This is a genomic window from Cryptosporangium arvum DSM 44712 (assembly GCF_000585375.1).
In the GTDB taxonomy this organism is placed as follows: Bacteria; Actinomycetota; Actinomycetes; order Mycobacteriales; family Cryptosporangiaceae; genus Cryptosporangium; species Cryptosporangium arvum.
Map to the genome: position 1 here is coordinate 5,016,306 of NZ_KK073874.1, position 25,728 is coordinate 5,042,033.

At 73.5% G+C, this 25,728-nt stretch carries 24 protein-coding genes; 16 read left to right on the top strand and 8 right to left on the bottom strand.

The window, feature by feature from the left end; genetic code table 11:
• The first annotated feature begins 92 nt into the window (after nt 1-92).
• The 5 genes from melA to CRYAR_RS22620 are packed head-to-tail and all read left to right on the top strand — an operon-like array spanning nt 93 to nt 5,481.
• Entirely contained in the window at nt 93-1,391 is a 1,299-nt protein-coding gene (gene melA, locus CRYAR_RS22600) for an alpha-glucosidase/alpha-galactosidase (RefSeq protein ID WP_035855062.1), read from the top strand.
• Nucleotides 1,392-1,449: 58 nt separating this feature from the next.
• A complete protein-coding gene (locus tag CRYAR_RS22605) occupies nt 1,450-2,328 on the top strand; it encodes a sugar isomerase (RefSeq protein ID WP_035855063.1) in 879 nt (292 codons plus the stop codon).
• 38 nt (nt 2,329-2,366) lie between these two features.
• Nucleotides 2,367-3,689, top strand: a complete 1,323-nt coding sequence (locus CRYAR_RS22610; protein WP_035865864.1) for an ABC transporter substrate-binding protein — start codon at nt 2,367-2,369, stop codon at nt 3,687-3,689.
• Nucleotides 3,690-3,694: 5 nt separating this feature from the next.
• Nucleotides 3,695-4,636, top strand: a complete 942-nt coding sequence (locus CRYAR_RS22615; protein ID WP_051572149.1) for a carbohydrate ABC transporter permease — start codon at nt 3,695-3,697, stop codon at nt 4,634-4,636.
• Nucleotides 4,636-5,481 (top strand): ABC transporter permease subunit, encoded by an 846-nt coding sequence (locus CRYAR_RS22620; RefSeq protein WP_035855064.1) that lies wholly within the window; start codon nt 4,636-4,638, stop codon nt 5,479-5,481. The genes CRYAR_RS22615 and CRYAR_RS22620 overlap by 1 nt, the downstream gene beginning before the upstream one ends.
• A gap of 375 nt (nt 5,482-5,856) precedes the next feature.
• Here CRYAR_RS22620 and CRYAR_RS49735 read toward each other — a convergent pair whose 3' ends face one another.
• Nucleotides 5,857-6,978: a carbohydrate kinase family protein gene (locus tag CRYAR_RS49735; protein ID WP_035855065.1), complete on the bottom strand. Its 1,122-nt coding sequence runs from the start codon at nt 6,976-6,978 to the stop codon at nt 5,857-5,859.
• 76 nt (nt 6,979-7,054) lie between these two features.
• On the opposite strand from CRYAR_RS49735, the gene CRYAR_RS22630 reads away from it, so the two are divergent.
• On the top strand, nt 7,055-7,990 hold the full coding sequence (locus CRYAR_RS22630) for a 1-phosphofructokinase family hexose kinase (RefSeq protein ID WP_035855066.1): 936 nt from the start codon (nt 7,055-7,057) through the stop codon (nt 7,988-7,990).
• Nucleotides 7,984-8,856 (top strand): class II fructose-bisphosphate aldolase, encoded by an 873-nt coding sequence (locus CRYAR_RS22635; RefSeq protein WP_051570808.1) that lies wholly within the window; start codon nt 7,984-7,986, stop codon nt 8,854-8,856. Before CRYAR_RS22630 ends, CRYAR_RS22635 begins: the two co-directional genes overlap by 7 nt.
• On the opposite strand, the gene CRYAR_RS22640 is transcribed toward CRYAR_RS22635, so the two are convergent.
• The gene (locus tag CRYAR_RS22640; RefSeq protein ID WP_035855067.1) at nt 8,846-9,871 is read right to left on the bottom strand and encodes a sensor histidine kinase; all 1,026 of its coding nucleotides are present in this window, start codon (nt 9,869-9,871) and stop codon (nt 8,846-8,848) included. The genes CRYAR_RS22635 and CRYAR_RS22640 overlap by 11 nt on opposite strands.
• The gene (locus tag CRYAR_RS22645) at nt 9,868-10,530 is read right to left on the bottom strand and encodes a response regulator transcription factor (protein WP_035865871.1); all 663 of its coding nucleotides are present in this window, start codon (nt 10,528-10,530) and stop codon (nt 9,868-9,870) included. The genes CRYAR_RS22640 and CRYAR_RS22645 overlap by 4 nt, the downstream gene beginning before the upstream one ends.
• A gap of 88 nt (nt 10,531-10,618) precedes the next feature.
• Between CRYAR_RS22645 and CRYAR_RS22650 the strand changes: the two genes are divergently transcribed.
• From CRYAR_RS22650 to CRYAR_RS22660, 3 genes are read left to right on the top strand one after another with little or no spacing between them, the layout of a single operon-like run.
• Nucleotides 10,619-11,332, top strand: coding sequence for an ABC transporter ATP-binding protein (locus tag CRYAR_RS22650; RefSeq protein ID WP_035855068.1), 714 nt, complete (start codon nt 10,619-10,621; stop codon nt 11,330-11,332).
• Nucleotides 11,329-12,843, top strand: a complete 1,515-nt coding sequence (locus CRYAR_RS22655; protein ID WP_211247588.1) for an ABC transporter permease subunit — start codon at nt 11,329-11,331, stop codon at nt 12,841-12,843. Before CRYAR_RS22650 ends, CRYAR_RS22655 begins: the two co-directional genes overlap by 4 nt.
• Entirely contained in the window at nt 12,840-13,559 is a 720-nt protein-coding gene (locus CRYAR_RS22660; RefSeq protein WP_035855069.1) for an ABC transporter permease subunit, read from the top strand. The genes CRYAR_RS22655 and CRYAR_RS22660 overlap by 4 nt, the downstream gene beginning before the upstream one ends.
• Before the next feature lie 46 nt (nt 13,560-13,605).
• Here CRYAR_RS22660 and CRYAR_RS22665 read toward each other — a convergent pair whose 3' ends face one another.
• Entirely contained in the window at nt 13,606-15,090 is a 1,485-nt protein-coding gene (locus CRYAR_RS22665) for an MFS transporter (protein ID WP_051570809.1), read from the bottom strand.
• A gap of 98 nt (nt 15,091-15,188) precedes the next feature.
• On the opposite strand from CRYAR_RS22665, the gene CRYAR_RS22670 reads away from it, so the two are divergent.
• Nucleotides 15,189-15,782, top strand: a complete 594-nt coding sequence (locus CRYAR_RS22670; protein ID WP_035855070.1) for a TetR/AcrR family transcriptional regulator — start codon at nt 15,189-15,191, stop codon at nt 15,780-15,782.
• 21 nt (nt 15,783-15,803) lie between these two features.
• Complete coding sequence (locus CRYAR_RS22675; RefSeq protein ID WP_051570810.1) at nt 15,804-17,393, top strand: alkaline phosphatase D family protein; 1,590 nt, start codon at nt 15,804-15,806, stop codon at nt 17,391-17,393.
• Here the strand turns inward: CRYAR_RS22675 and CRYAR_RS22680 are convergent.
• Nucleotides 17,386-18,009 (bottom strand): LysE family translocator, encoded by a 624-nt coding sequence (locus CRYAR_RS22680; RefSeq protein WP_035855071.1) that lies wholly within the window; start codon nt 18,007-18,009, stop codon nt 17,386-17,388. The genes CRYAR_RS22675 and CRYAR_RS22680 overlap by 8 nt on opposite strands.
• A 106-nt stretch (nt 18,010-18,115) precedes the next feature.
• Between CRYAR_RS22680 and CRYAR_RS22685 the strand changes: the two genes are divergently transcribed.
• Nucleotides 18,116-18,568: an Lrp/AsnC family transcriptional regulator gene (locus CRYAR_RS22685; protein WP_035855072.1), complete on the top strand. Its 453-nt coding sequence runs from the start codon at nt 18,116-18,118 to the stop codon at nt 18,566-18,568.
• A gap of 10 nt (nt 18,569-18,578) precedes the next feature.
• On the opposite strand, the gene CRYAR_RS22690 is transcribed toward CRYAR_RS22685, so the two are convergent.
• The gene (locus CRYAR_RS22690; RefSeq protein WP_035855073.1) at nt 18,579-20,327 is read right to left on the bottom strand and encodes a sensor histidine kinase; all 1,749 of its coding nucleotides are present in this window, start codon (nt 20,325-20,327) and stop codon (nt 18,579-18,581) included.
• Nucleotides 20,328-20,480: 153 nt separating this feature from the next.
• Between CRYAR_RS22690 and CRYAR_RS22695 the strand changes: the two genes are divergently transcribed.
• The 3 genes from CRYAR_RS22695 to CRYAR_RS22705 all read left to right on the top strand — a co-directional run bounded on the left by CRYAR_RS22695 (nt 20,481) and on the right by CRYAR_RS22705 (nt 23,440).
• Nucleotides 20,481-22,034, top strand: a complete 1,554-nt coding sequence (locus tag CRYAR_RS22695; protein ID WP_211247589.1) for an alkaline phosphatase D family protein — start codon at nt 20,481-20,483, stop codon at nt 22,032-22,034.
• 102 nt (nt 22,035-22,136) lie between these two features.
• The gene (locus tag CRYAR_RS48165) at nt 22,137-22,457 is read left to right on the top strand and encodes an STAS domain-containing protein (RefSeq protein WP_035855074.1); all 321 of its coding nucleotides are present in this window, start codon (nt 22,137-22,139) and stop codon (nt 22,455-22,457) included.
• Complete coding sequence (locus CRYAR_RS22705; protein WP_035855075.1) at nt 22,454-23,440, top strand: sensor histidine kinase; 987 nt, start codon at nt 22,454-22,456, stop codon at nt 23,438-23,440. Before CRYAR_RS48165 ends, CRYAR_RS22705 begins: the two co-directional genes overlap by 4 nt.
• A gap of 29 nt (nt 23,441-23,469) precedes the next feature.
• Here CRYAR_RS22705 and CRYAR_RS22710 read toward each other — a convergent pair whose 3' ends face one another.
• Both CRYAR_RS22710 and CRYAR_RS22715 read right to left on the bottom strand, forming a co-directional pair.
• Nucleotides 23,470-24,576 carry an Rv3169 family protein gene (locus tag CRYAR_RS22710; protein ID WP_035855076.1) on the bottom strand — a complete coding sequence of 369 codons (1,107 nt, stop codon included), beginning with the start codon at nt 24,574-24,576 and terminating at the stop codon, nt 23,470-23,472.
• Entirely contained in the window at nt 24,573-25,661 is a 1,089-nt protein-coding gene (locus CRYAR_RS22715) for a phosphotransferase family protein (RefSeq protein ID WP_211247590.1), read from the bottom strand. Before CRYAR_RS22715 ends, CRYAR_RS22710 begins: the two co-directional genes overlap by 4 nt.
• Nucleotides 25,662-25,728: the final 67 nt, after the last annotated feature.

Below are 25,728 nucleotides of genomic sequence, written 5' to 3' on the forward strand. Positions count from 1 at the left end.
GACCCCTAACTGAAGACCCAAACGAGCACTGAGAATAGTCCGTTTGGCGCGTAACACTGTTCGTTCGTGAGCGATCCGCGCAAAATCGCGCCATGACCGTGATCACGTTCCTCGGGGCCGGCAGCGTGGTGTTCACCCGCGAACTGCTGGCCGACCTCCTTTCCTTCGACGAGCTCCGCGGCGTCACCCTGAGCCTGCACGACATCGACCCGGAGCGGCTGGAGACCGCCGAGGCGATCGCCCGGCGCACCGCCGAGCAGCTCGACGCGAAGCCGGAGATCCGCACCAGCCTCGACCGGCGGCGGGCCCTCGACGGCTCGACCTACGTCATCAACGCGATCCAGGTCGGCATGCACGCCGCCACCGTGCGCGACTTCGAGATCCCCGCCAAGTACGGCCTGCGCCAGACGATCGGCGACACGCTGGGCGTGGGCGGCATCTTCCGGGCACTGCGGACGTTCCCGGTGCTCGACGGCATCGCGAAGGACATGCTCGAGATCTGTCCGGACGCCTGGCTGCTCAACTACACCAACCCGATGGCGATGAACATCGGCTACCTGGCGGCCGTCGCACCGCAGCTGAAGGCCGTCGGGCTCTGCCACTCGGTGTTCTGGACCGTCCACGACCTGTGCCAGCTGATCGACGTCCCGCTCGACGAGGTCGACTACACCGGCGCCGGCGTCAACCACCAGGCGTGGCTGCTGCGCTGGGAGCACCGCGGCGAGAGCCTGTACCCCCGGCTCGACGAGAAGCTGGCCGCCGACCCGGAGCTGCGCCGTCGCGTCCGGATGGACATGTACTCCCGGCTCGGGTACTTCCCCACCGAGACCAGCGAGCACTCGTCCGAGTACGTGCCCTGGTACCTGCACACCGACGCCGAGGTCGAGCGGCTGCGCATCCCGGTGGGCGACTACCTGCGGATCAGTCAGGACAACCTGGACGAGTACGCGCGCGTCCGCGACGACCTGCGCGACGGCAAGCCGCTGGACCTGCACCGCGAGGCCACCGAGTACGCGCCCCAGGTCATCCACAGCATGGAGACCGGCGTCATCCGGCGGATCCACGGCAACGTCGCCAACCGGGGCCTGATCAGCAACCTGCCCGAGAACTACGCGGTCGAGGTGCCGTGCGTCGTCGACCGGCTCGGCGTGCGCCCGGAGCGCGTCGGCGCCCTGCCCGCGCAGTGCGCCGCGGTGAACCGGCCGTTCGTCAGCGTCGGTGAGCTCACCGTGCGGGCCGCGGTCGAGGGCGATCCGCGGATGGTGCGGCAGGCGGCGATGGTCGACCCGAACACCGCCGCTACGCTGACGCTCGACGCGATCTGGGAACTGTGCGACGAGCTGACCGCCGCGCACGGCGACCTGATCCCCGAACCGTTGCGCGCACTCTAGATTGCACGTTTGCGCGCGAATGCTTGTTGATGATGCTCGAATGAGCATAATCCCCGTCATGGACGCCACCGCACGTGAGATCGCCAGCCAGCCCGACGTCTGGGGACGCGGGCTGGCTCTGGCCGACGAGGCCCGGTCCCTGCTCGCCGAACCGGGCGAGCGGACGCTCTACCTCGGGTGCGGCACGTCCTGGTTCGTCGCGCAGAGCCTCGCCGAGCTGCGTGAGTCCGCGGGGCTCGGCGAGTCCGACGCGGTCTGCGCGTCGGAGTACGTTCCGCGCCGCCGCTACGACCGCGTCGTCGCGATCACCCGCTCCGGCACCTCCACCGAGGTGCTCGAGGCCCTCCGCGCCGTCCCTACCGGCACGAAGCGGGTCGCGGTGACCGCGGTCAGCGGTGAGGCCGTCGACGACCTGGTCGACGCTCGTCTGCTGCTCGACTTCGCCGACGAGACGAGCGTCGTCCAGACGCGCTTCCCGACCACCGTCCTGGCGGCGGCCAGGACGGCCTGGGGCGAGGACCTCACGGCGGCGGTCGCGGACGGGCGGGAGGCCCTGACCTGCGACCTGCCCGCCGACCCGGCGTCCGTGGACCACCTGGTGTTCCTCGGCACCGGCTGGACCGTCGGCCTGGCCCACGAGGCCGCGCTGAAGGTCCGGGAGGCCGCGCAGGCCTGGTCGGAGTCCTACCCGGCCCGCGACTACCGGCACGGGCCGGTGGCGGTGGCCGGTCCCCGGTCGCTGGTCTGGTCGTTCGGTGCGGTGCCGGAGAGCCTCGACGACGTGGCCCGTTCCGCCGGCGCGGCCGCGTACCGGGACGCGCGTGACCCGCTCGCCCAGCTCGTCCTCGCCCAGCGGTTCGCGGTCGCGCTGGCCGCACACCGCGGGCTCGATCCCGATCAACCCCGCCTGTTGACCCGTTCCGTCGTACTCGCCTGATACGTCTCACCCCGAACCCCCCTCGAGAGGTGCAGCAGATGAGGTACTCCCCCCGGTTACTCGCCGGTCTCGCCACCACGGTCGCCGCGGCCCTGGCCCTGTCGGCCTGCAGCGGCTCGTCCCCGTCGAGCAGCGGCAAGGACGCCGCCGAGGGCTACGACCCGAAAGCCACGGTGGAGATCACCTGGTGGACCGGGCAGACCACGGAGGCCGAGCAGAAAGCCGAGCAACTCGCGGCCGAGTACCAGAAGCTGCACCCGAACGTCACGGTCAAGACGTCGGCCGGCGCCACCGTCACCGACGACCTGCTGACCAAGCTCTCGGCCGGGTTCACCAGCGGCAACTACCCCGACGTCTCGTACGCGTTCGGCAGCTGGGCCGGTGAGCTCGCCGAGAGCGGCCGCACGCAGGACCTGCGCGACTTCGTGAAGGAACCCGCGTTCGGCTGGGACGAGTTCCCGGCCGCGGCCCGCGAGACCGCGACCGCCACCGACGGCTCGGTGATCGGCGTCCCGGCGCTCGTCGACAACCTCGCGCTGCTCTACAACAAGACCCTGTTCGACGCGGCCAAGCTCCCCTACCCCACCGACGACTGGACCTGGGAGCAGTACCGCGCGGCCGCGAAGAAGCTCACCGACCCCGCGAAGAGCATCTACGGCACCGCGTACTCGGTCTCGGGCAGCGAGGACACCACCTGGCACCTGTGGCCGCTGCTCTGGCAGAACGGCGGCAAGATCCTCGACGGCAAGAAGCCCGCGTTCAACAGCGACGCCGGCGTCAAGGCCCTGGAGACGCTGCGCGCGATCGCCGTCGACGACAAGTCGATGTACCTCGACCAGACCGACGAGAAGTACTCGCCGCTGTTCCGCAGCGGCCGGATCGGCATGATCCTGTCCGGCCCGTGGGAGCTGCTGGAGCTGGCCAGCAGCAAGACCAGCTACGGCGTCGCGCAGCTGCCGGGCACCGACGGCGACCACCAGACCGTCTCCGGCCCCGACCTCTGGGTGCTCTACAACCACGACGACCCCAACCGCGCCGGCGCGTCCCGCGACTTCGTCAAGTGGCTGACGAGCAAGGAAACCGACGCGAAGTGGAACCTCGCGATCGGTAACCTGCCGCTGCGCACCACCGAGAAGGACACGCCGGAGTACGCGAACTACGCCAAGCAGTACCCGGCCGGGCCGAAGTTCGTGGACAACCTGGCGAACGCGAAGCAGGCCCGCCCGACGGTCTCCGGCTACGAGGAGATGTCACGCAACGTCGGCGACGCGATCGCGAAGGTGCTCCAGGGCAAGGCCAAGCCCAAGGAAGCCCTCGACGAAGCAGCCGAGAAGTCCGCCGGCATCCTGGAAGACAACTAGTGGCCGTGGCGAGCCCGCCGCGGTTCGCCGTCGGGGCGCGGAAGCCGGCTTCCGCGCCCCGGGCACCGCACGGCCGGGGCGCGCGCCGCGCGCTGACCGGATGGGCGTTCGCCGGGCCCGCGACCGTCATCGTGGTCGGGCTGTCGATCTTCCCCGCCGTCTGGGCGTTCTTCATCAGCCGGACGAAGTGGAACGGCGTGGCTCCGCCCACCGACGTCGGGTGGCGCAACTACCAGCGGCTGGCCGAGGATTCGAACGCCCTCGACGCCGCCAAGCAGTCGTTGCTGCTGACCGCGACGTTCGTGCCGCTCTCGATCGTCATCGGGCTGTTCGTGGCGGTGGCGCTCAACCGGAAGATCCGGTTCATCGGCTTCTACCGCACCTGCATCTTCGTGCCGTACGTGGCGTCCGCCGCGGCCACCGGCATCCTCGCCGGGTACGTGTTCAGCCCGCAGTTCGGCATGGTCAACGAGGCGCTGCGCTCGCTCGGCCTGCCCGCGCAGGGGTTCCTGGAGAGCCCGAGCCAGGCGCTGCTGACGATCGTCGTCATCGCGCTGTGGGGCGAGATCGGCTTCGTCGCGGTGATCTACCTGGCCGCGTTGCAGGACGTGCCGAAAGAACTCGTCGAGGCCGCGATCGTCGACGGCGCCGGGCCGTGGCGGGTGTTCCGGCACGTCACGCTGCCCCAGCTGCGTCCGGTCACGGTGTTCGCCACGGTGTGGCAGACGATCACCGCGCTGCAGCTGTTCGACCTGATCTACACCTCGACCCGCGGTGGGCCGCTGAACAGCACGCAGACCGTCGTCTACTACATCTACGAGCTGGCGTTCCAGACCCGGCGGCTCGGCTACGGCGCCGCGCTGGCCTACCTGTTGTTCGCGGTGACGCTCCTGCTCACCGTGCTCGTCGTCTGGTACGGGCGGCGTCGCGGATCGGAGGCCTTCTGATGACGTCCCCACCCGTGACGCGCACACGGCGGCGGTTGCCGTTCAGCCCGTGGCATCTGGTGCTGATGCCGATCGCGTTGGTCTTCGTGCTGCCGCTGGTGCAGATGGTCCTGACGTCGCTGATGCCGGAAGCGCAGATCACCCAGTTCCCGCCGGACTTCGTCCCGCACGGCATCCACTTCGACGGGTACCGCACGTTGTTCGCCGAGTCGAAGATCGTGCGGTGGCTGTTCAACACCGTGGTGGTGTCGGCGATCTCGGTGGCCGCGCACCTCGTGCTGTGCTCGCTGGCCGGCTACGGGTTCGCGCGGCTGAAGTTCCCGGGGCGGGGGCTGGCGTTCCTCGGCATCATCGCGACGGTCATGATCCCGATCCAGGTGCTGATGATCCCGACGTACCTGCTGTTCGCCCGGGTCGGCATCGTGGACACGCTGGCCGCCGCGATCGTGCCGTGGCTGGCGTCGGCGTTCGGCATCTTCCTCATGCGCCAGTTCTTCCTGACGCTGCCGGTGGAGCTGGAGGAGGCCGCGCTGCTCGACGGGGCCGGGGCGCTGCGCACGTTCCTCTCGATCGTGCTGCCGCTGGCCCGCCCGGCGCTGGCCACGCTGGCCGTCTTCACGCTGCTGTCCAGCTGGAACGATCTGCTGTGGCCGCTGATCGCGATCACCGACGACACGAAGTACACGCTGCAGGTCGGGCTGGCGTCGTTCCAGGGCATGCGGCGCACGGAGTGGTCGCAGCTGATGGCCGGCAACGTCATCGCGACGCTGCCACTGGTGCTGGCGTTCGTGTTCGCCCAGAAACGCTTCATCGCCACGATGTCGTTCAGCGGCCTCAAGGGCTGATCCGCGCGGCCCGGCCCCGTGCGCGGGGCCGGGCCGCACACAGAACCGGGCCGCACACAGAACCGGGCCCCGCACAGAACCGGGCCCCGCACAGAACCGGGCCCCGCACAGAACCGGGCCGCGCACAGCGCCGGGCAGCGCGGAGAGCTGGGCCGTACGCAGGGCCGGGTCGTACGGAGCACCGGCCGCACGCAGAACCCGGCTGCGTAGCGTGCAGAGCCGGGCCGCGCAGGGCCGAGGTGCGCAAGGCCGAGGCGCGCGGAGCCAGGTCGCGCGGAGCCAGGCCGCGCGGAGCCAGGCCGCGCGGAGCCAGGCCGCGCGAGACCGAGCCACGCGAGACCGAGCCGCGCGCGGGCGGTCAGGCGGCGCGGGCGGTCAGGCGGGGGTGAGGGCGGCGCGGATCTCGGCTCGGGTGGCCTGGGCGGCGGTGCCGCCGGGGGCGCGGGTGCTCAACGAGCCGGCCGCGGCCGCCCAGGCCACCGCCTCCGGGAGGTCCGAGCCGCCGAGCCGGGCGGCCAGGAAACCAGCGTTGAAGCTGTCCCCCGCGCCGGTCGTGTCGACCACGTCCACCGCCAGGCTCGGCGCGGAGAACTCCGCGATCCCGCTCACCGCGGAGAACTCCCCGGCCCCACCCGGCACGGAGTACCCCCCGGCCCCACCCGGCACGGAGTACCCCCCGGCCCCACCCGGCGCGGAAAACTCTCCAGCACCACCCGACGCGGAAAGCCCCCCAGCCCCACCCGACGCGGAGAACCCCCCGGCGCTGTTCGCCGTCTCCGCCTCCGCGGAGGCCGCCGGGGTCCAGGCTCGGCCGCCCCGGGCGCCGTCCTTGAGCACCACGGTCGTGCCCGACGCCACCAGCAGCGCGGCCGCCGCGGCCACGTCGGCGGCGCCGGTGACCGCAAGGAGCTCCGCGGTGTTGGGCAGGAAGACGTCGACCCCCCCGAGGAGCTCCCGGATGCCGGTCCAGCGCTCGCTGGGATCCCAGTTCGTGTCGAGCGACGTCGTCACGCCCAGCGCGCGGGCCCGCGCGAACACGTCGGCCAGCCCGTCGGCCAACGCCGGCTGCAGGAACACCGACGCCACGTGCAGGTGCCGGGTGCGCGCGAGCAACTCGTCCGAGATGTCGGACGGCGTCAGCGTCGGGATCGTGCCCGGCAGCGTGAGGATCGACCGGTCGTCGGGTCCGGACAGGATCACCGAGAGGCCGGTGGGCTCGCCCGCGGCCGGGCGCGGGTTCTCCAGCACCACGCCGCGCTCCTCCAGCCACGCGCGCGTGACCCCGCCGAACACGTCGTCGCCGACCCGGGCGAGCAGCGCCGTGCGCAGCCCCAGCCGGGCGCACCCGGAGGCGGTGATCGCCGCCGAGCCACCGAGCACGAGGTCGGCCGCCGACAGCATCTGCTCGACCTGACCGAACCGCGGCACGACGTCCCCGCGGAGCACGAGGTCGGGGTTGGCGTCGCCGACGACCAGGACATCGAGCTGAGTGTTCATTCCGCAGTCCCTCGGTGATCGTTTATGGTCGTTACAGCAGTGAGACGAGCATAGTCGCGCAGAAGCTGGAGCAGGAGTGATCCTGACCGTCACCCTCAACGCCGCCCTCGACGTCACTTACCGTGTCGACGCGCTGATCCCGCACGCGACACACCGGGTCGCCGAGGTGAGCGAGCGCGCCGGAGGCAAGGGACTCAACGTCGCCCGGGTGCTGCACGGGCTCGGCGAGCCGGTGCGGGCCACCGGTCTGCTCGGTGGCGACACCGGCGCCCGGGTGCGCCGGTTGCTCGGCGAAGCCGGGCTGGACGAGGCGTTCGTGCCGATCGGCGACGAGACGCGCCGGACGGTCGCGGTGGTCGACGGCGACGCGACCGGGTTCTGGGAGCCGGGCCCGGTGGTCACCCCCGACGAGTGGGACGCGTTCCGGGTCCGGTACGCCGGGCTGGTCGGGGACGCCACCGTCGTCGTGCTCTCGGGTTCCCTCCCGCGCGGCCTGCCCGCCGACGCCTACGCGACGCTGATCGCCGCCGCCCGCCGGGCCGGCGTCCGCACCGTCCTCGACACCAGCGGCGCCCCGCTCTCCGCGGCGCTGCCGGCCCGCCCCGACGTCGTCAAACCCAACCTGCACGAGCTCGAAGAGCTGGTCGGTGCACCGGCCGGCCGCGGGCTGGTGCACCTCGCCGGGCAGGCGCGTGCGCTCGGAGCCGGTGCGGTGGTGGCGTCGGCGGGCGCGGACGGGCTGGTCGGCGTCACCGGGGACGGGGCCTGGCAGGTGCGCCCGCCGGAGCGGGTCGCCGGCAACCCGACCGGAGCCGGGGACGCGTCGGTCGCCGCGCTGGCCCGCGGCCTGCGCGACGACTCCCCCTGGCCGGAGCTGCTCACCGACGCGGTCGCGCTCTCCGCGGCGGCGGTCGCCGCCCCCGTCGCCGGCACCGTCGATCCCGCCACCGCCGAACGTTTCCGCACGTCAGTCACCGTCACCGAGATCACCGAGGAGCTCCCCGCATGCTGACCCCCACCGGCGAACTGGTCGCCGCCGCCCGCGCGGCCGGTTCCGCGGTCCCGGCGTTCAACGTCATCACGATCGAGCACGCCGAGGCGATCGTCGCCGGCGCCGAAGCGGCGAACGCCCCGGTGATCCTGCAGATCAGCGAGAACGCGGTGCGTTTCCACGGCTCGCGGCTCGCGCCGATCGCCGCCGCGACCCGCGCGGTCGCCGACGCCGCGAGCGTCGGCGTCGCCCTGCACCTCGACCACGTCGAGGACGCCGAGCTGATCGCCCAGGCCGCGGCGAACGGCTTCCACTCGGTGATGGTCGACGCCTCCACGCTCCCCTACGACGAGAACGTCGCCGCCACCGCGGCCGCCGCGGCCCGCCTGCACGCCGAGGGGCTGTGGGTGGAGAGCGAGCTCGGTGCGGTCGGCGGCAAGGACGGGGCGCACGCGCCGGGCGTGCGCACCGACCCCGGCGAGGCCAAGGCCTTCGTCGACGCGACCGGCGTGGACGCGCTCGCGGTCGCGGTGGGTTCGTCGCACGCGATGACCGACCGCACCGCCCGCCTCGACCACGCGCTGATCACGTCCCTGCGCGACGCCGTCCCGGTGCCCCTCGTGCTGCACGGCTCCTCCGGCGTCCCCGACGACGAGCTCGCCGCCGCGGTCACCGCCGGCATGGTGAAGATCAACGTCGGCACCGCCCTGAACACCGCCTTCACCGCCGCGGTCCGCCGCGCCCTGACCGACGAGAAACTCGTCGACCCCCGCAAGTACCTGTCCCCCGCCCGCGACGCCATGGCCACCACCGTCGCCCACTTCACCACCCTCCTGGCCGGCCGTCAGCCCGGCACCGACCTGTCCGCGGCGGACGTCAGAAGGTGACGGTGACGTCCAGGCCGCCGGTCCGGCGCGGGCGCACGGCCAGCTCGGCCCGGTGGGCGTCGGCGATGGCACGCACGATCGTGAGGCCCAGGCCGTGACCGCCGCCGAGGCGCAGGCGGGCTCCGCCGAGCTGCTGGAACGGCTCCAGGAGCCGCGCCACCTCCGCTGGGGGAACCGCCGGGCCGCTGTTGCTCACCCGGAGGAACGACCGGCCGTCGGCGACCCCGGTGGCGACGTCGATCCAGGCGCGGGAGTCGTTGTGCCGCACCGCGTTGTCGACGAGGTTGGCGGCCAGGCTCCGCAGCAACTGCGCGTCGCCGGCGGTGGGCGCCGGCTCCAGGTGGAGCGACACCGCGCGGTCGCCGATCGCGGAAGCGGCCAGCGCGGCCAGGTCGACCGGTTCCCGGGGGAACGCGCCCGATTCGCTGCCGGCCAGGGTCAGCAGCGCGTCGATGAGGCGTTCCTGCGCCTCGCCCAGGGCGAGGACGTCCTGGCAGGCCGCGCGCAGGTCGTCGGCGGTCGCGGCCGGGTCGGCCAGGGCCACCTGGAGCAGGGTGCGCTCCGCGGTCAGCGGGGTACGCAACTCGTGCGACGCGTTGGCCACGAAGCGGCGCTGGGCCTCGAACGCGGCCTCCAGGCGCGCGAACAGGTCGTCGAGCACCGCGGCGAGCTCGCCGAACTCGTTGTCGCGGCCCTCGACGCCCAGCCGGCGGTGCAGGTTGGACGCCGAGATGTCGCGGGCGGTGCCGGTGATCGTGCGCAGCGGCCGCAGCAGCCGCCCGGAGATCAGCCAGCCCAGCACGACCGCCACGACCAGCGTGGCCGCGAGCACGACGAGCGAGGTCACCAGCACGTCCGGCGGCCCGGCCACCGACTCCCGGGCCCGGGGCACCGCCGGCGTCCCGGGAGCGGGAACGGTCTGCGACGTCCGCAGCAACGGGACCCCGACCAGCGCCGCGCCGCACCCCACGAACGCCCCCGCGTAGAGCAGCGTCAGCTGCCCGCGCAGGCTCACGGCTCACCCACCCGGTAGCCGCCCCCGCGGACCGTGTGCACCACCGGCGGCTCGCCCAGTTTCGTCCGCAGCCGCTTGATCGTGGTCTTGACCGCGGTCGTGAACGGGTCGGCGGCCTCGTCCCAGACGTGTTCGAGCAGTTCCTCGGCCGGCACGACCCGCCCGGCCGCACCGAGCAGGTGCTCCAGCACCGCGAACTCCTTCGGGGACAGCTCCAGGCGCCGCCCGGCCCTGGCCGCCGCCCGCCGGCTCGGGTCCAGGGTCAGGTCCCCGGCCGAGAGCAGCGGCGGCAGCCCCGCGCCCGGCCGCCGGCCCAGCGCACGCACCCGGGCCACGAGCTCGGCGAAGTCGAACGGCTTGGGCAGGTAGTCGTCGGCGCCGAGCTCCAGGCCGTGCACCCGGTCGCGGACGGTGCCTGCGGCGGTGAGCATCAGCACCCGGCAGCCCGGGTGGGACGCGACGATCCGGCGGCACACCTCGTCGCCGTGCACCTTCGGCACGTCGCGGTCGAGCACCGCGACGTCGTACGCGGTGACGGCCAGCCGCTCGAGCGCGGCGTCGCCGTCCAGGACGACGTCCACCGCCAGCCCTTCGCGGCGCAGCCCGGTGCCCAGCGCACGGGCCAGGATCTCGAAGTCCTCCACGACCAGCACTCTCACCCCGCTCACAGTGCCAGCCGCCCGGTGTCAGCGGAGTGTCGACGCTCGACACCGCCGTGACACCGCCGGTCGCGTACACCCAACGGCCATGAACATCGACGTCACCGACCTCCACAAACGGTTCGGGTCCGCATCGGCGCTGGACGGCATGACCTTCGGCGTGCGTCCCGGAGTGGTCACCGGGTTCGTCGGGCCCAACGGGGCGGGCAAGTCCACCACGATGCGCGTCATCCTGGGCCTGGACGCGCCCGACGCCGGCACCGCGCTGATCGGCGGCCGGCGCTACCGGGACCTCGAGCGGCCACTGCGGACGCTCGGCTCGCTCCTGGACGCCGCCGCGCTCCAGCCGAGCCGCACCGGACGCAACCACCTGCTCTGGCTCGCGCACTCGCAGGGTCTCGGCGGCGCGCGGGCCGACGAGGTCCTCACGCTCACCGGTCTGCACGACGTGCGGCACCGTAAGGCCGGCGGCTACTCGCTCGGCATGCGTCAGCGTCTCGGCATCGCCGCCGCGCTGCTCGGCGACCCGCCCACGATCATGCTCGACGAACCGTTCAACGGCATGGACCCCGACGGCATCATCTGGATGCGCGGGCTCCTGCGGTCGCTGGCCGCGGAGGGCAGGGCGGTCCTGGTCTCCAGCCACCTCATGGGTGAGCTGCAGGACACCGCGCACCACCTGGTCGTGGTGGGCCGCGGGCGGGTGCTCGCGGACACCACCGTGCCCGCACTCGTCGACGATCACGGCTCGCTCGAACAGGCCTACCTGGCGCTCACGCGCGGCGCGGTGGAGTTCCGGTGATCCGGGCCGAGTGGACCAAGCTGCGTACGGTACGCGGCTGGGTTGCGGCGCTGGCCGCGGTGCTGCTGGTGATCGTCGTGTTCTCGGTCGCGCCCGGTGCCGGGGGCACGTGCGACGCGTCGTGCCGGCTCCCGACCGGCCCGGCGGGGCAGGAGGTCACCGACGCGTTCCGGTTCGTGCACCGCACGCTCCCCGGCGACGGTTCGATCACCGCCCGGATCACGTCGTTCACCGGCGAGCGGGACGCCGGCCCGGGGCGGGCCGAGAAGGGGCTGGTGCCGTGGGCCAAGGCCGGGCTGATCGTGAAGGACGGCACCGAGCCCGGCTCGTCGTACGCCGCGGTGATGCTGACCGGCGCGCACGGCGTCCGGATGCAGTACGACTACGTGCACGACGTGGCCGGCCCCACCGGGGGCCCGGCCCCGCAGTGGCTGCGCCTGACCCGGGACGGGGCCACGATCACCGCGGCGGCCTCGCCCGACGGGCGCCGCTGGACCACGGTCGGCACCGCGACGCCGGACCTGCCGGCCACCGTGGAGGTGGGGTTGTTCGTCGCGTCCCCGCAGTACGCGGAGGTGTCCACCGAGGTTTTCGGGGTGAGCGGTGCGACCGGGGGCCCGTCCACCGCCACCGCGGTCTTCGATGAGGTGCAGGTCGCGGGGACGGCCACGGCCTGGACGACCCAGCAGCTGGGCGGCCCCAGCGGCACGGCCGCGGTGCCCGGGACCGACGCCGACCCGGCGGACGATCCGCGGCCCGGGCCGCCCCGACCGGCGAGCAGCTCCTCGGCCGCCGGCGGCGTCTACACGCTGACCGGCAACGGTGACGTCGCCCCGGCGGTGTCCGGCGCGAACGGCCTGGGCTCGAGCATCACCCAGACGCTCGCCGGAACGTTCGTGGCGCTGATCCTGCTGGTCGTGGTCGGGGCGATGTTCGTCACGGCGGAGTACCGGCGGGGACTGCTCGCGGTGACGCTGGCCGCGGCCCCCCGGCGGAGCCGGGTGCTGACGGCCAAGGCGGTCGTGATCGGCGGGGTCGCCGCCGTGATCGGCACCGTCGCCGCCGCGATCGCGGTGCCGCTGGGCACCACGGTGATGGAGGCCAACGGGCTGTACGTCAACGCCGCACCGACGTCGACGGTGGTCCGGGCCGTGCTCGGCACCGGGCTGCTGCTGGCGCTGTGCGCGGTGTTCGCGCTCGCGATCGGCACCGTGGTGCGCCGGGGCGCGGTGGCGCTCACCGCGGTGCTGGGACTGACCGTGCTGCCGTACCTGCTGTCGATGTCGGTGCTGCCGGCCCGGGTCGGTGACTGGGTGCTGGCGGTGACGCCCGCCGCCGCGTTCGCCGTGCAGCAGAGCGCGGTGGAGTACCCGTTCGTCGACAACCTGTACGTGCCGTCGGCCGGGTACTTCCCGCTCCCGCCGGCCGGTGGCCTGGCCGTGTTGCTGGCCTGGACGGCGGTCGCGTTCACCGCCGCCGTGGTGCTGCTCGGCCGCCGGGACGTGCGATGAGCGACGTCGTGCGCGGTGAGTGGACGAAGCTCAGGACGGTCCCGGCGACCCTGTGGGCGGTGCTCGCGGTGGCGGTGGCCACGGCCGGGTCGAGCGCGCTGGCGGTGACCACCGTGGACTGTCCGTGCGCGACCGACACGACGAGGCTGACGCTGGTCGGGGTCCAGCTGGGGCAGGCCGTGGCCGCGGTGTTCGCGGCCGGCGTGATCGGCGGCGAGTACGGCACCGGAATGGTCGCGGTGACGTTCGCCGCGACGCCCCGGCGCACGTCGGTGCTCGCCGCGAAGGCACTGCTGGTCAGCGTCCTGGTGGGTGGCGCGGGCGCGGTCGGGGTGGGGGCCGCGTGGGTGGCCGGGCACGCCGCGCTGGGGACGGGCTTCGCGGCCCGGCCGCTGGTCGGGTCGGTGCTCTACCTGGTGCTCGTCGCGCTGCTGGGGCTCGGCGTCGCCGCGGTGACCCGGGGTTCGGCGGCCGCGACCGGGGTCGTTCTGGCGCTGCTCTACGTCGCGCCGATCGTCACCGGGATGGTGGGCGACCCGGAGTGGAAGCGGCACCTGCGTCAGATCGGCCCGTCCGACGCGGGGCTGGCGATCCAGGCGAGCACCGGCCTGGACGCGCTCCCGATCCAGCCCTGGCCCGGTCTCGGGGTGCTGGCGGCGTGGGCGGGGGCGGCGCTGCTGGCCGGCGCCGTGTCGCTGGCCGGCCGGGACGCCTGAGAAGAGGCGTGCACCCCCGCCCGGGGGTGCACGCCTCTGGACGAACTCAGTGCGCGAGCGCCGGCTCGGCCGCCGGAAGCGGAACCGCCACCGGCTCCGTGGTCCGCCGCTCGAACAGCAGCGCCGCGATCACCGCGCCGGTCGCGAAGAACCCGGCGCCCCACCAGTACGCGGTGGCGTAGCTGTGCACCGCGGCCTCGGCGCCCGAGGACGCCCCGTGCGTGGCCACGTAGTTCGCCGCCGCGGTGGCCGCGAGCGTGTTCAGCAGCGCGGTACCGATCGAGCCACCCACCTGCTGGGAGGTGTTGACCAGCGCGGAGGCCACCCCGGCGAAGTGCCGGTCGACGCCGAGCGTCGCGGTCTGCATCGCGGCCGGCATCGTCGCGCCCATGCCGAGGCCGAGCACGACGAGCGGCGCGAGGATGTCGGCCGCGTAGGAGGAGTCGATCCCGAGGCGGGTCAGCGCGACCATCGCGCTCGCGCCCAGCCCCAGGCCGATCGGCACCAGGACCTTCGGGCCGAAGCGGGGCAGCAGGACGTTCGTGGACAGCTGCGCGGCGGTGGCCATGCCGAACACCATCGGCAGGAACGCCAGTCCGGTGCGGATCGGCGAGTAGCCGAGTGTGCCCTGCAGGTAGTACGTGACGAACAGGAACACCCCGAACATGCCGGTGGCGGCGATCAGCACCGCGAGGTAGGCGGCGCCGCGGTTGCGGTGCAGGACGATGTTCAGCGGCAGCAGCGGGTGCGCTGCCCGGCGCTGCCAGGCGACGAACGTGACCAGCAGTGCGACGCCCAGGGCCAGCGGACCCCAGGTCAGGGCCGAGCTCCAGCCGTCGGTCTCGGCGTTGGAGAACCCGTAGACGATCGAGAACAGCGCGCCGGAGACCAGCAGGGTTCCGGGGACGTCCAGGCGTGGGCGCGGCCCGGTGCGCTCCGCCGAGTCGATGAACAGGAACGTGCCGACGAACGCGACCGCGGCGATGAACGCGTTGATGTAGAGCGTCCAGCGCCAGCTCAGCGTCTCGGTGAGCACACCGCCGGCGAGCAGGCCGATCGCGCCACCGGCGGCGGCCACGGCACCGAACACGCCGAAGGCCCGGGCCCGCTCGCGCGGGATCGTGAACGTCGTGGTCAGCACCGCGAGCGCGGTGGGAGCGAGCAGCGCGCCGAACACACCCTGCAGGGCGCGGGCGCCGACGAGCATCTCGAAGCTCTGCGCCGCGCCGCCGAGCGCCGACGCCGCGGCGAAGCCGACCAGCGCGACCAGGAACGTGCGCTTGCGCCCGATCAGGTCGGAGAGCCGCCCGCCGAGCAGCAGCAGGCTGCCGAACGCGAGCGAGTAGGCCGTGATGACCCACTGACGGCTGCCGTCGGAGAAGCCCAGGTCGCTCTGCGCCGCGGGAAGCCCGATGTTCACCACGGTCATGTCCAGCACGATCATCAGCTGGGCCAGCCCGACGGTGACGAGTGCCCACCACCGCCGGGAAGATGCCGCCCCCGTGGACGGCTCGATAGTTGTCGAGGTCATGCAACGACCATATACGGAACTCGCCAGTTTCGAAACTGGTTAGTTTCGGAACTCTGCAGTACCATCGGTGGACTATCGGAGAACAGGAGGCGGCCACGATGACGTCCGCCGTGAAGCCGGGTCGCAAGCGTGATCACTCGCGTGATCCCGAGATCCTCGACTGCACGCTCGACGTGCTCGCCGAGACCGGCTACGACGGGATGACGCTCGACCAGGTCGCCACCCGCGCCAAGGCCGGAAAGGCCACCCTCTACCGGCGCTGGTCGTCCAAGTCCGAGCTGGTCATCGACGCGGTGGCCTGCATGAAGAAGGAGAACCTCGCTCCCGAGGCGCTGCCCGACACCGGCACGCTGCGCGGTGACCTGCTGGCGATGATCAAGCCGCCGTCGATCCAGGACGCCGAGCGCAAGCTCAAGATCATGTCCGGCGTCGTCTCGATGATCTCCCGGCACCCCGAGCTGGGCGAGGCGCTCCAGGCCGTGATGGTCGAGCCGCGCGCCGCCGCGAACCGGTTCCTGCTCCGCCGGGCGATCGCGCGCGGCGAGATCCGCCCCGACTGCGACGTCGACACGCTCGCGCAGGTCAGCGCGTCGATGGTGTTCTACCGGACGATGATCCAGCAGATCCCGGTCGACCGGGCGTTCCTGGTGTCGGTCATCGACGAGATCCTGCTCCCCGCGGTTCGTCGCTAGCACCTCACCAGGGGGACGCCGATGCACTTCCCGCTCCCCCGCCGCCGCTTCCTCGCCCTCGTCGGCTCGGCCACCGCCGGTTTCGTCGGACCGGCGCTGGTCGGCGCCGACGGCGCGCTCGCCCGCGTCCCCCGCCGCCGCACCGTGCTGCCTCGCGACGTGTTCACGCTCGGGGTGGCGTCCGGTGACCCGTTACCCGACGGCGTCGTGCTCTGGACCCGGCTGGCGCCGCGCCCGCTCGAGGGTGGGGGCATGCCGCCGGAGCCGGTCGAGGTGCGCTGGGAGGTCGCCGCGGACGAACGCTTCCGCACGCTCGTGCGCACGGGCACCGCGGTGGCCCGTCCGGCCGGCGCCCACACGCTCCACGTCGACGCCCGGGGGCTGCGGCCGGGAGCGTCGTACTTCTACCGGTTCCGGGTCGGGGACCAGGCCTCGCCGGTGGGCCGGACCCGGACCGCGCCGACGGGTGCGACCCGGCGGCTGCGGTTCGCGACCGCGTCGTGCCAGAACTACCAGGACGGCTACTACACCGCCCACCGCGCGATGGCCGCCGAGGACCTGGACTTCGTCGCGTTCCTCGGCGACTACCTCTACGAGGCCGCGCCCTGGCCGGGGTTGCTGCGCGAGCACATCGGACCGGGTCAGCCGTACACGCTCGACGAGTACCGCAACCGGCACGCGCAGTACCGCACCGACCCCGACCTGGCCCGCGCGCACGCGTCCGCGCCCTGGATCGTCTCGCTCGACGACCACGACGTCGACGACAACTGGACCGGCGACGGGGCCGCGAACCCGTCCGAGCCGAGCCCGGTGCCGTTCGCGGCCCGCCGCGACGCCGCGCTCCGGGCCTACGTCGAGCACCTGCCGGTGCGGGTCGGGCCCGGGCTGCGCCTGTACCGGCGGTTCCGGTTCGGTGACCTGGCCACGCTGCACGTGCTCGACACCCGGCAGTACCGCTCGGCGCACCCGACCACGGTGGCCGAGGCCGAGGAGCCGTGGCGCTCGATGACCGGACCGGCCCAGGAGCGCTGGCTGCTCGACGGGCTGGTGGACTCCGACGCCCGGTGGAGCCTGCTCGGCAACCAGGTGCTGCTGGCCGGGAACGACAGCCGGCGCGGCCGGGGCGAGAAGTACAGCTTCGACAGCTGGGACGGCTACCGGGTACAGCGCCGGCGGCTGTTGAACTTCCTCGGGACCGGGCTGGCCCCGAACCCGGTCGTGCTCAGCGGCGACCAGCACTGCACCTGGGTCAGCCAGCTCAACCCGGACCCGCTCGACGAAGGCTCACGGGTGGTCGGCGCGGAGCTCTCCGGCACCTCGATCTCGTCCGGCGGCGAACCGGACGTCGAGCGGCTGCGCCGGGAGGACGACGAGACCAGGGCCGACAATCCGCAGCGGCTCTACGTCGACGCCCGGCGCGGGTACCTGCTGGGTGAGCTGACCCCGGACGCGCTGCGGGTGCAGCTCCGGGTCGTCGACAGCGTCACCGATCGGCGTTCCGGCGGCGCCCGGACCGCGGCCCGCTTCGTGGTGGAGAACGGCCACCCGGGGGTCGGGCTGGACGGCCCGCCCGACGTCCACGCCGCCGCCGGTGGCGCCCCGGTCACCTGAGCGAGGCCACCTGCTCGATCAGCAGCAGCGCCCCGACGCTCACCGTCGTGACGCCCGAGAGGCGGGTCACGACCGCGGCCGCCGCGGGCCGGGCCCGGAGCACCGTGCGGGCCCCGGTGCCGACACCGGTGTAGACCACCGCGCAGCTGGCCACGTGCACGAGGCCGAGCACGGCGATCTGGGCCGCGACCGGCCAGCCGGTGCCGGGCCGGGTGAACTGGGGCAGGAGCGCGAGGAAGAGCAGCAGCACCTTCGGGTTCAGCCCGCTGACCCCCAGGCCCCGTGCGGCCTGCCGGAGCCGGGAGTCCGGCGGCTCCGCCGTCGCGGCCCGGACCGTGGCGGGGCGCAGGAGCAGCCCCGCACCGAGCCACACCAGGTACCCCGCTCCGGCGAGGGTCAGGCCGGTCAGCACCCACGGCGAGCGGGCGACGACGGCGGCGACCCCGGCCGCCACCACCGCGGTGGCCAGCAGGTGCCCGGCCAGCAACCCGCTCACCGCCGGCAGCACCGTGCGGTGGCGCAGGCCGGCCGCGATCGCGTACGCCCAGTCCGCACCCGGAACCAGCACCATCACGAACGACACCGCCCAGAACGCGGCGACAGTGTTGACCGCCATGACTCCACCTTCCGCTCGTCTGCGTGCAGAAGATTAGGCGGATTTCACCCGAAGGTGCTTTCAAGATCTCCCCCGCCACCCGGGTGTTGGAGGGAGAATCTTCCCCATGGACGACGTCGATCGCGCGATCCTTGCCGAGCTGCAGAAGGACGGGCGGCTGACGGTCACCGAGCTCGCCGAGCGGGTGCGGCTCAGCCTGTCCCCGTGTCACCGGCGGCTGCGCGCACTGGAGCGCTCCGGCGCGATCAGCGGCTACCGCGCCCAGCTCGACCCGGCCACCCTGGGGCTGACGTTCAACGCGCTGGTCTTCGTCACGATGCGCACCGCCGACCGCGACGCGATCGACGCGTTCGAGGTCGCGGTCGCCGAGGTGCCCTCCGTGCTGCACGCCGAGCGGCTCTTCGGCGACCCCGACTACCTGCTCCGGGTCACCGCCCGCGACCTGCCCGCCTTCCAGCAGCTCTACGACGACGAGCTCGCCACCCTGCCCGGCGTCCAGCGCCTCTCGTCGACCCTGGTCATGAAGGCCGTGATCCAGAACCGGCCACTGCCGCTCTGACCGGCACCGTTCACGCGACCAGCGGGACGTCCAGCGGCAGGTGGACGCTGACCTGGGTGCCGGTGGACGAGCTGTCGATCGCGGCCCAGCCGGAGAGGACCCGGGCCCGGTCGACGATGCCGGCCAGGCCGCCGCCGGCGGTCGCGTCGGCGCCGCCCGGCCCGTCGTCGACCACGAAGCCGGACGCCCAGCCGTCGGAGACGGCCACCCGGACGGTGACGGCCGCACCACCGGCGTACTTTGCGACGTTCGTCAGGCCCTCGCAGAGCGCGAAGTACAGCGTGGCCTCGACCGCCGGGGGGAGCCGCCCGGGGACGACCTCGACCGCCGCGGTGAGACCGAGCCGCGCCACCACGGTCTGCAGCGCGGGGCCGAGCCCGCGCTCGGCCAGCGCGGCCGGGAGCAGCCCGCGCGCCAGCGCCTCCAGTTCGCCGACCGTGGCCAGCACCTCCCGGCGGCACTCCCCGGCGAAGTGCCGGACGGCCGGGTCGGACGTGTGGTCGGTGAGCCCGTGCAACTGGCGCGCGAGCAGGCCGAGGCGGTGCTGCGCGCCCTCGACGAGTTCCTGCTCGAGCCGCTGACGCTCGGCCAGCTCGCGCTCGGCCAGCCGCTCCTGGGCCGCGAGCACCTGCGCGAGGTTCGCGCTCGCGGCCGCCTGGAGCTGGGCGGTGAGCAGCGCGGGGCTACCGGCCCGCAGGACGGCGTCGACGAGCAGCGGACGGTCACGCAGGGCCGCGTCGACCTCGACGACGGCCAGCGGGTGCTGGTGCCCGTCGACGGCGATGCGCCAGCGCCGGTCGTCGGAGGACGACTCCGGCACGGCCGGCAGCCCCCGCACGTCGACCCAGCCGTTCTCGGCCGGCGCCCAGAAGTACAGGCGCAGCGACCGGTCGCGCAGCGCCTCGGCGAGCGCGACGCGCACCGTGGCGACCGACGTGCCCGACGACGTGATGCGCACGACGCGGTGCGGCGCGCTCAGCTCCCACCAGCGGTCGCGCAGCGCGCCGGAGACCAGCGCGGTGGAGACGACGAGCGCGACGACGCCCTGGTTGAAGTAGAACGCCTGCAGCTCCGACCGGGTGGTCCACGCGCTCGTCACGACCGCGGCCTTGACCGAGCTGAACAGCACCAGGGCGGCCGCGGCGACGAGCACCGGCACCGCGATGCGCCGATCCAGGCTGGACAGCCAGCGGGCGCGCACCCAGAGCAGCGCGGTGAACCACGCGGCCAGCACCACCTGGGCCGCGGCGAGGACCCGGATCCACGCGTCGAACACGCTCCGGTCGGCGACGACACCGGGCCAGGAGACGGTGGCCGGCAGGCCGAGCCACTGCGGCTGCGACACCAGCAGCAACACGACACCACCCCCCACCATCACCACCGCCGCGCCCGCGACGAACGCCCGGTACCGGTTGGCGACCAGTACACCGGTGGGGTACGACAGGATCGCGGCGCCGGCCAGCACCCAGAAGGAGCCCTGGCACAGATAGGACACCGCCGGCCCGGGGCCGCGGTCCCAGGAGACCAGCCACGCGAACGGCCAGCAGAACCCGGCCGCGAGCAGGAGCCGCCCGGTGAACACGCGCCGCGGGCCGCCGGTGGCGAGCAGCGCGCCGGCCGCGGCGAACCCCGCGCATGCGAGACCGGCCACCACGCCGCGGACCGGATGGGACTGCCAGTAGGGCGCCCCGGAGGCCGCGACCAGCCCACCGGAGACGAGCGCGCAGAGCAGCACCCGGACGATCTGGTCGCGCGACACTCGCGCATGGTACGGACGCCGTCGAGCGGGCGCTGTCCCCCGTTCGGTGGGTCACCGGGATCCGCTCGACGGCGAGGACGCCGTGCGCGTCGTGGCGGACGTCCCGGTACCGCTCGCTCGTCAGGTGACCCCCGGCTTCTAGCCTCCGGGGACGTGTCACTCGTGTTCCCGCTCCCCCGGCGGCGGTTCCTCGCCGCCGGCGCGGCCGGGCTCCTCGTCCCGGTGTTGCTGGCGGCCGACGGCGACGCGGCGCGGGTGCGCTCGGCGCGGCCGGTCCGGGTCCCGGCCGGTGCGTTCACGCTCGGCGTCGCGTCCGGGGACCCGCTGCCCGACGGCGTCGTGCTCTGGACCCGGCTGGCCCCGCGCCCGACCGAGGGCGGCGGGATGCCACCGGAGCCGGTCGAGGTGCGCTGGGAGGTGGCCACCGACGAGCGCTTCCGCCACGTCGAGCGCCACGGTGTCGCGGTGGCGCGGCCGAGTCGGGCGCACGCGGTCCACGTCGACGCGCGCGGGCTGCGTCCGGGCCGGGACTACTTCTACCGGTTCCGGCTGGGCGCCGAGACCTCACCCGTCGGCCGCACCCGCACCGCACCGGCGCCCGACGCCCGGCCGCGGAGGCTCCGCTTCGCCACCGCGTCCTGCCAGAACTGGCAGGACGGCTTCTACACCGCGTACCGCGGGATGGCCGAGGAGGACGTGGACTTCGTCGCGTTCCTCGGCGACTACATCTACGAGGTGGGGCCGGGCGCGAACCGGCTGCGCGACCACGCCGGGAGCGGGCAGACCTACACGCTCACCGACTACCGCAACCGGCACGCGCAGTACCGCACCGACGTCGACCTGGCGCGCATGCACGCGGCCGCTCCGTGGATCGTGACGATCGACGACCACGACGTGGACGACAACTGGACCGGCGACCACCCGATGGACCCGGACGCGCGCGAGCCGGTGCCGTTCGCGGCACGCAAGGCCGCGGCGCTCCGGGCGTTCGTGGAGCACATGCCCGTCCGGGTGGGGCCCGGGTTCCGGCTCTACCGGCGGTTGCGCTTCGGGCGTCTCGCGACCCTGCACGCCGTCGACACCCGCCAGTACCGCTCCCGGCACCCACGTACGCAGCGCGAGGCCAACGACCCCGGGCGGACGATGACCGGGCCCGAGCAGGAACGCTGGCTGGTGCGCGGGCTGGCCGGCTCGTCGAGCGGCTGGAACCTGGTGGCCAACCAGGTGATGATCGCGGCGGCCGGGTTCCCGGGGCGCCGGCTCGGGTTCGACGGCTGGAACGGCTACCGCGCCCAGCGTCACCGGCTGCTGGAGTTCCTCGGCACCGGCGCGGTGTCGAACCCGGTCGTGCTCAGCGGCGACCAGCACGCCACGCTCGCCTGCGACCTGCGGCCGGACTTCGACTCGGCCGGTTCGCCGGTGGTCGCCGCGGAACTGGTCGGCACGTCGATCACGTCGGGCGGCGACGCCGACGTGGCCGGCTTCCAGCACGCGCACGCGGCCGAGCGGGCGGCGAACCCGCACTGGAAGTTCCTGGACAACCGGCGCGGATATCTCGTCGGTGAGCTGTACCCCCGCCGGCTCGACGCCCGGCTGCGGGTGGTGGGCACGGTACGCAGCCCCGGCGACACCACCGTGACGACCGCGGCCCGGTTCGTGGTCGAAAGTGGACGTCCGGGCGTGACGCTCGACGCAGCGGCCGGCTGACCCCCGTTCGGAGTGCGTGCGCGTCACTCGCGGTAGTGGCATGCTGACCGATGATTCCGGGATCGCGATGTGTCGTGTCGTCCGAGCGATGGTGGTAGGTCAATGCAGACGGGGCGTTCGGCGGGCCCGGTCCGGTGCGGGCCGGTCCGGTCCGGTCACCGGCTCGCGGTGTCCGGCGAGATCGACCAGGCGAACGCGGCGGCACTGGGCGTGGCACTGGAGGACGGCGTCACGGTCCTCGACCTGACCGGGGTGACGTTCTTCGGCGTGGCCGGCGTGCGTGTGCCGCTGGAGATCGGCGCGGTCGCGGCCGGGCGGGGCCACGTGGTCCGGGTCAGCTGCTCGTCCCCGGTCCGGCGGGTGCTCGAGGTCTGCGACCTCCCGGCGGTCGCCGGGCTGGAACTCGACGGACCCCGCCCGTGAGCACCGACGCGCCGGGCCGGTTCGACCACGCGGCGCTCATCGTCGACTCCGACGACACCGTCGAGCGCCTCCTGGTCCCGGTGCTGCGCCGGCACGTCGCGGCGCGCCAGAACGTCCTGGTGATCGTCAACCCCGGCACCGAACACGTCCTGCGGACGCGGCTCGGGCCGGACGCCGACGGGGTCGAGTGGGGCGTCGCGGACGCGTTCTACGGGCGGCTCGGCTTCGCGTTCGCCGGTTTCCGCCACTACCTGCGGGCCCAGCACGCGCAGGGGCGCACCGTCCACGTGATCGCCGAGCCCGACGTCGCGACCGACCTCGAGGCCCCGGTGGACCGCGTCGCGGCCTACCTGAGCTACGAGGCCATGTGCAACGACGTGTACGCCGGGTACGGCTGCCCGGTCACCTGCATCTGGGACAGCCGGCGTCACCCGACGCTCGTCATCGAAGGCGTCCGCAGCATCCACGACCACGAGCTGACCGCCGAGGGCCGCCGGGAGAACCGGACGTTCGTCCCGGCCGCCGAGTACCTGAGCGGCCGCGCCGAGGTCGCGATGTCACCGGAGCCCGACGTCAGCGACCTGGACTTCGCGGTCACCGGCCTGGGCGAGCTCACCGGCTGCCGGGTGGGGCTGTGGGCCTGGGCGGTGGAGTTCGGGTTCGCCGACGCCGCCGCCGACCAGGTGACCTCGGCGGCGAACGAGGTGATCACGAACGGCCTGCGTCACGGGCGCCCGCCGGTCCGGGTCCGCGCCTGGCACCACGACAAGACGCTGATCGTCCAGATCGACGACCACGGCGGCCGGGCGCTACCGGCCGACGCCGGGTACCGCCCGCCCGGCGGCCCCGGCGACGGGATCGGGCTGTGGCTCGCCCGCCAGCTCGCGGACGTGCTCCTCACCCGCACCGCCGCCGGGCGGACGTCGGTGCGCCTGTACTTCCCGTACGCCGTGACCCACCGGGAACTCGACGTGCACGCCTAGACCGTGTCCGGCGAGGTTCGCAGGACGGCCTACGGGGCGACCGAGCCGAAGTCGGTGAAGCCGGACGGGTCGTGGCGGCCGATGCTGGCGTGCTCGAACAGCCCCCAGCCGACCTGGCCGTCGCAGGTGGCGCGGGCCGGGTGGTCGACGACGCCCCACGGCACGCGGCCCGCGTTGGCCGGGTCACTCATGTCGTAGCGGTCCGCGCGTGACCACTCCCGGCCGTGCCAGGTGCCGTGCGTCCAGTCCGGGTCGCCGCCGTACCCGGCGCCGACGTGCAGCGGGATACCGCCGAGCGACTCGACCTCGACGGTCAGCGGCTTGCCGTCGGGTGTGGTGCAGTGCAGGCGGGCGCCGGTCGGCACCCGCGTGCCGCTGGTGTAGCTGATCTCGATGCGCGGCCAGCCGAGCTGCTCGACCCGCCCGTCCGGGAACACACGGGTGGCGTCGTTGAGCGTGCGGTAGCCGTCCGGCGTCTCCTGCACGATGACGACGACCGCGAAGTCGTCGAAGCGCAGCGGGACGTAGAGCCACCAGAGGCCCTCGTTGGGGTCGTCGAGCGGACGACCGGGCGGGATCGACTCGCCGACCGGCCGGATGCCCCAGGACCGGTCCCGGCTGCCCAGCCAGACGTCCGGGTCGACGTCGTACTCGGTGCCGTCGACGACGAGCCGGCCGCTCCACGTGCCGACCTGCGCGAACCGGTTCGCGTCGAGCGTGACCCGCGGGCCGCTGTACATCAGGTGCGACTGCTCCAGCACCGCCGGGAACGAACCCTCCCAGGTGAGGTCGAAACCGACGCCCTGATCGGCGGCGTCGCAGATCAGGCGGACGCGCTGGAGCGGGTCCACCACCTCGACCCGGTACGGCCCGACGCGCTGGTCGAGCCCGCGGGCCTCGAGCGCGTCGGAGAACTTCACCGAGTAGTGCACATCGCCCCGCCGGGCCAGCGCGAACGCGTCGACGACGCCCAGGTGCGGGTAGGTGCCGAGCCCGGTGATCAGCGCGATGTCGCCGGTGCGGTCGTGAGCGAGGAAGTAGCAGCGGTCGTAGAAGTTGCGGTCGCTGGTCGCGGCGCGCGCGATCGGCAGCGGCGCCTGGTGGATCGGGTACTCGTCGAGCGGCGTCGGTTTCATTCGCTCATCCATCCCGCGCGGCCCTCGAGCATGGACCGCAGCAGCGGGGCGAACATGACGTACTCGTCGGGCGTGGGTGGCACGGGATCCTCCCCGAAGTGGATCATCCGGCGTTTGATGCGGCTCATCACGATGGCGTGACGCAGCGCCGCGAACACGAGGTAGAAGTCGAAGTCGCGGACGGTCTCCCCGGAGGCCTCCTGATAGGTGCCGACGACGTCGGAGACGCGGAACAGGCCGGGGATGCCCGGCGTCTCGAAGATCTCCGCGATGTCCTGGAAGAAGCGGTGCAGGAACACCAGCCAGGAGAGGTCGACCTCGCGGGGGCCGACGCAGCACATTTCCCAGTCGAGCACCGCGACCGGCCGGAACCCGTCGAAGATGACGTTGCCCGGGCGGGCGTCGCCCCAGCAGAGCACCGGCTCACCGGTCTCGGCCGGCCAGTGCTGTTCCAGCCAGTCGAACGTGTCCTCGATCACCGGGATCCGCAGGCCGTCCTCGCGGTGGCTCCACCGGTAGTACTCGCGCTGGGCGTCGACGAGCGTGCGCAGCGGGTCGGCGCCGGCCTCCGCCTCGAGCGCCGCCGGGCGCGGGGTGCGGTGGATGCCGGCGAGCGCGCGCACGACGCCGTCCTGCAGCGCCCGCTGGTCGTCGGGTGCGGCCTCGAGCAGCCAGCCGCCGAACACGTACGGTGGGTTGTCGGTGGGGATCCGGCCGTCGATGCGTTCCATGACCAGGAACGGCGAGCCGAGCACGTCGGGTGATTCCTCGAACCAGTGCAGCGGCGGCACCGGGACGTCGGTGTGCCGGGCGACGGCGGAGATCACGTCGTACTGGCGCCGCAGGTCGTAGGCGGGGAACACGGGGTAGGCGCTGGTGTCCGGGGGGATCCGGACGACCAGCCCGCGGCGCACCGGCCGACCGTCGGCCAGCCAGGACGCGTCGAGCAGGAGCGAGACGCTCGACAGGCCGTTCTCGGCCGGGCGGTGGATCTCGCCGATGTCGGCCTGGCCGCCGGTGACCGCGGTGAGCCAGCCGGTGAGGCGGCGCCGCAGATCGGCCAGGTCGGTGATCGTGGTGGTCATTGTCTTGGTTGCCCGCTCGGGGCGATCGGACCCGGCCATCGGACGCCTCCCGTCATTGGAACGCGTT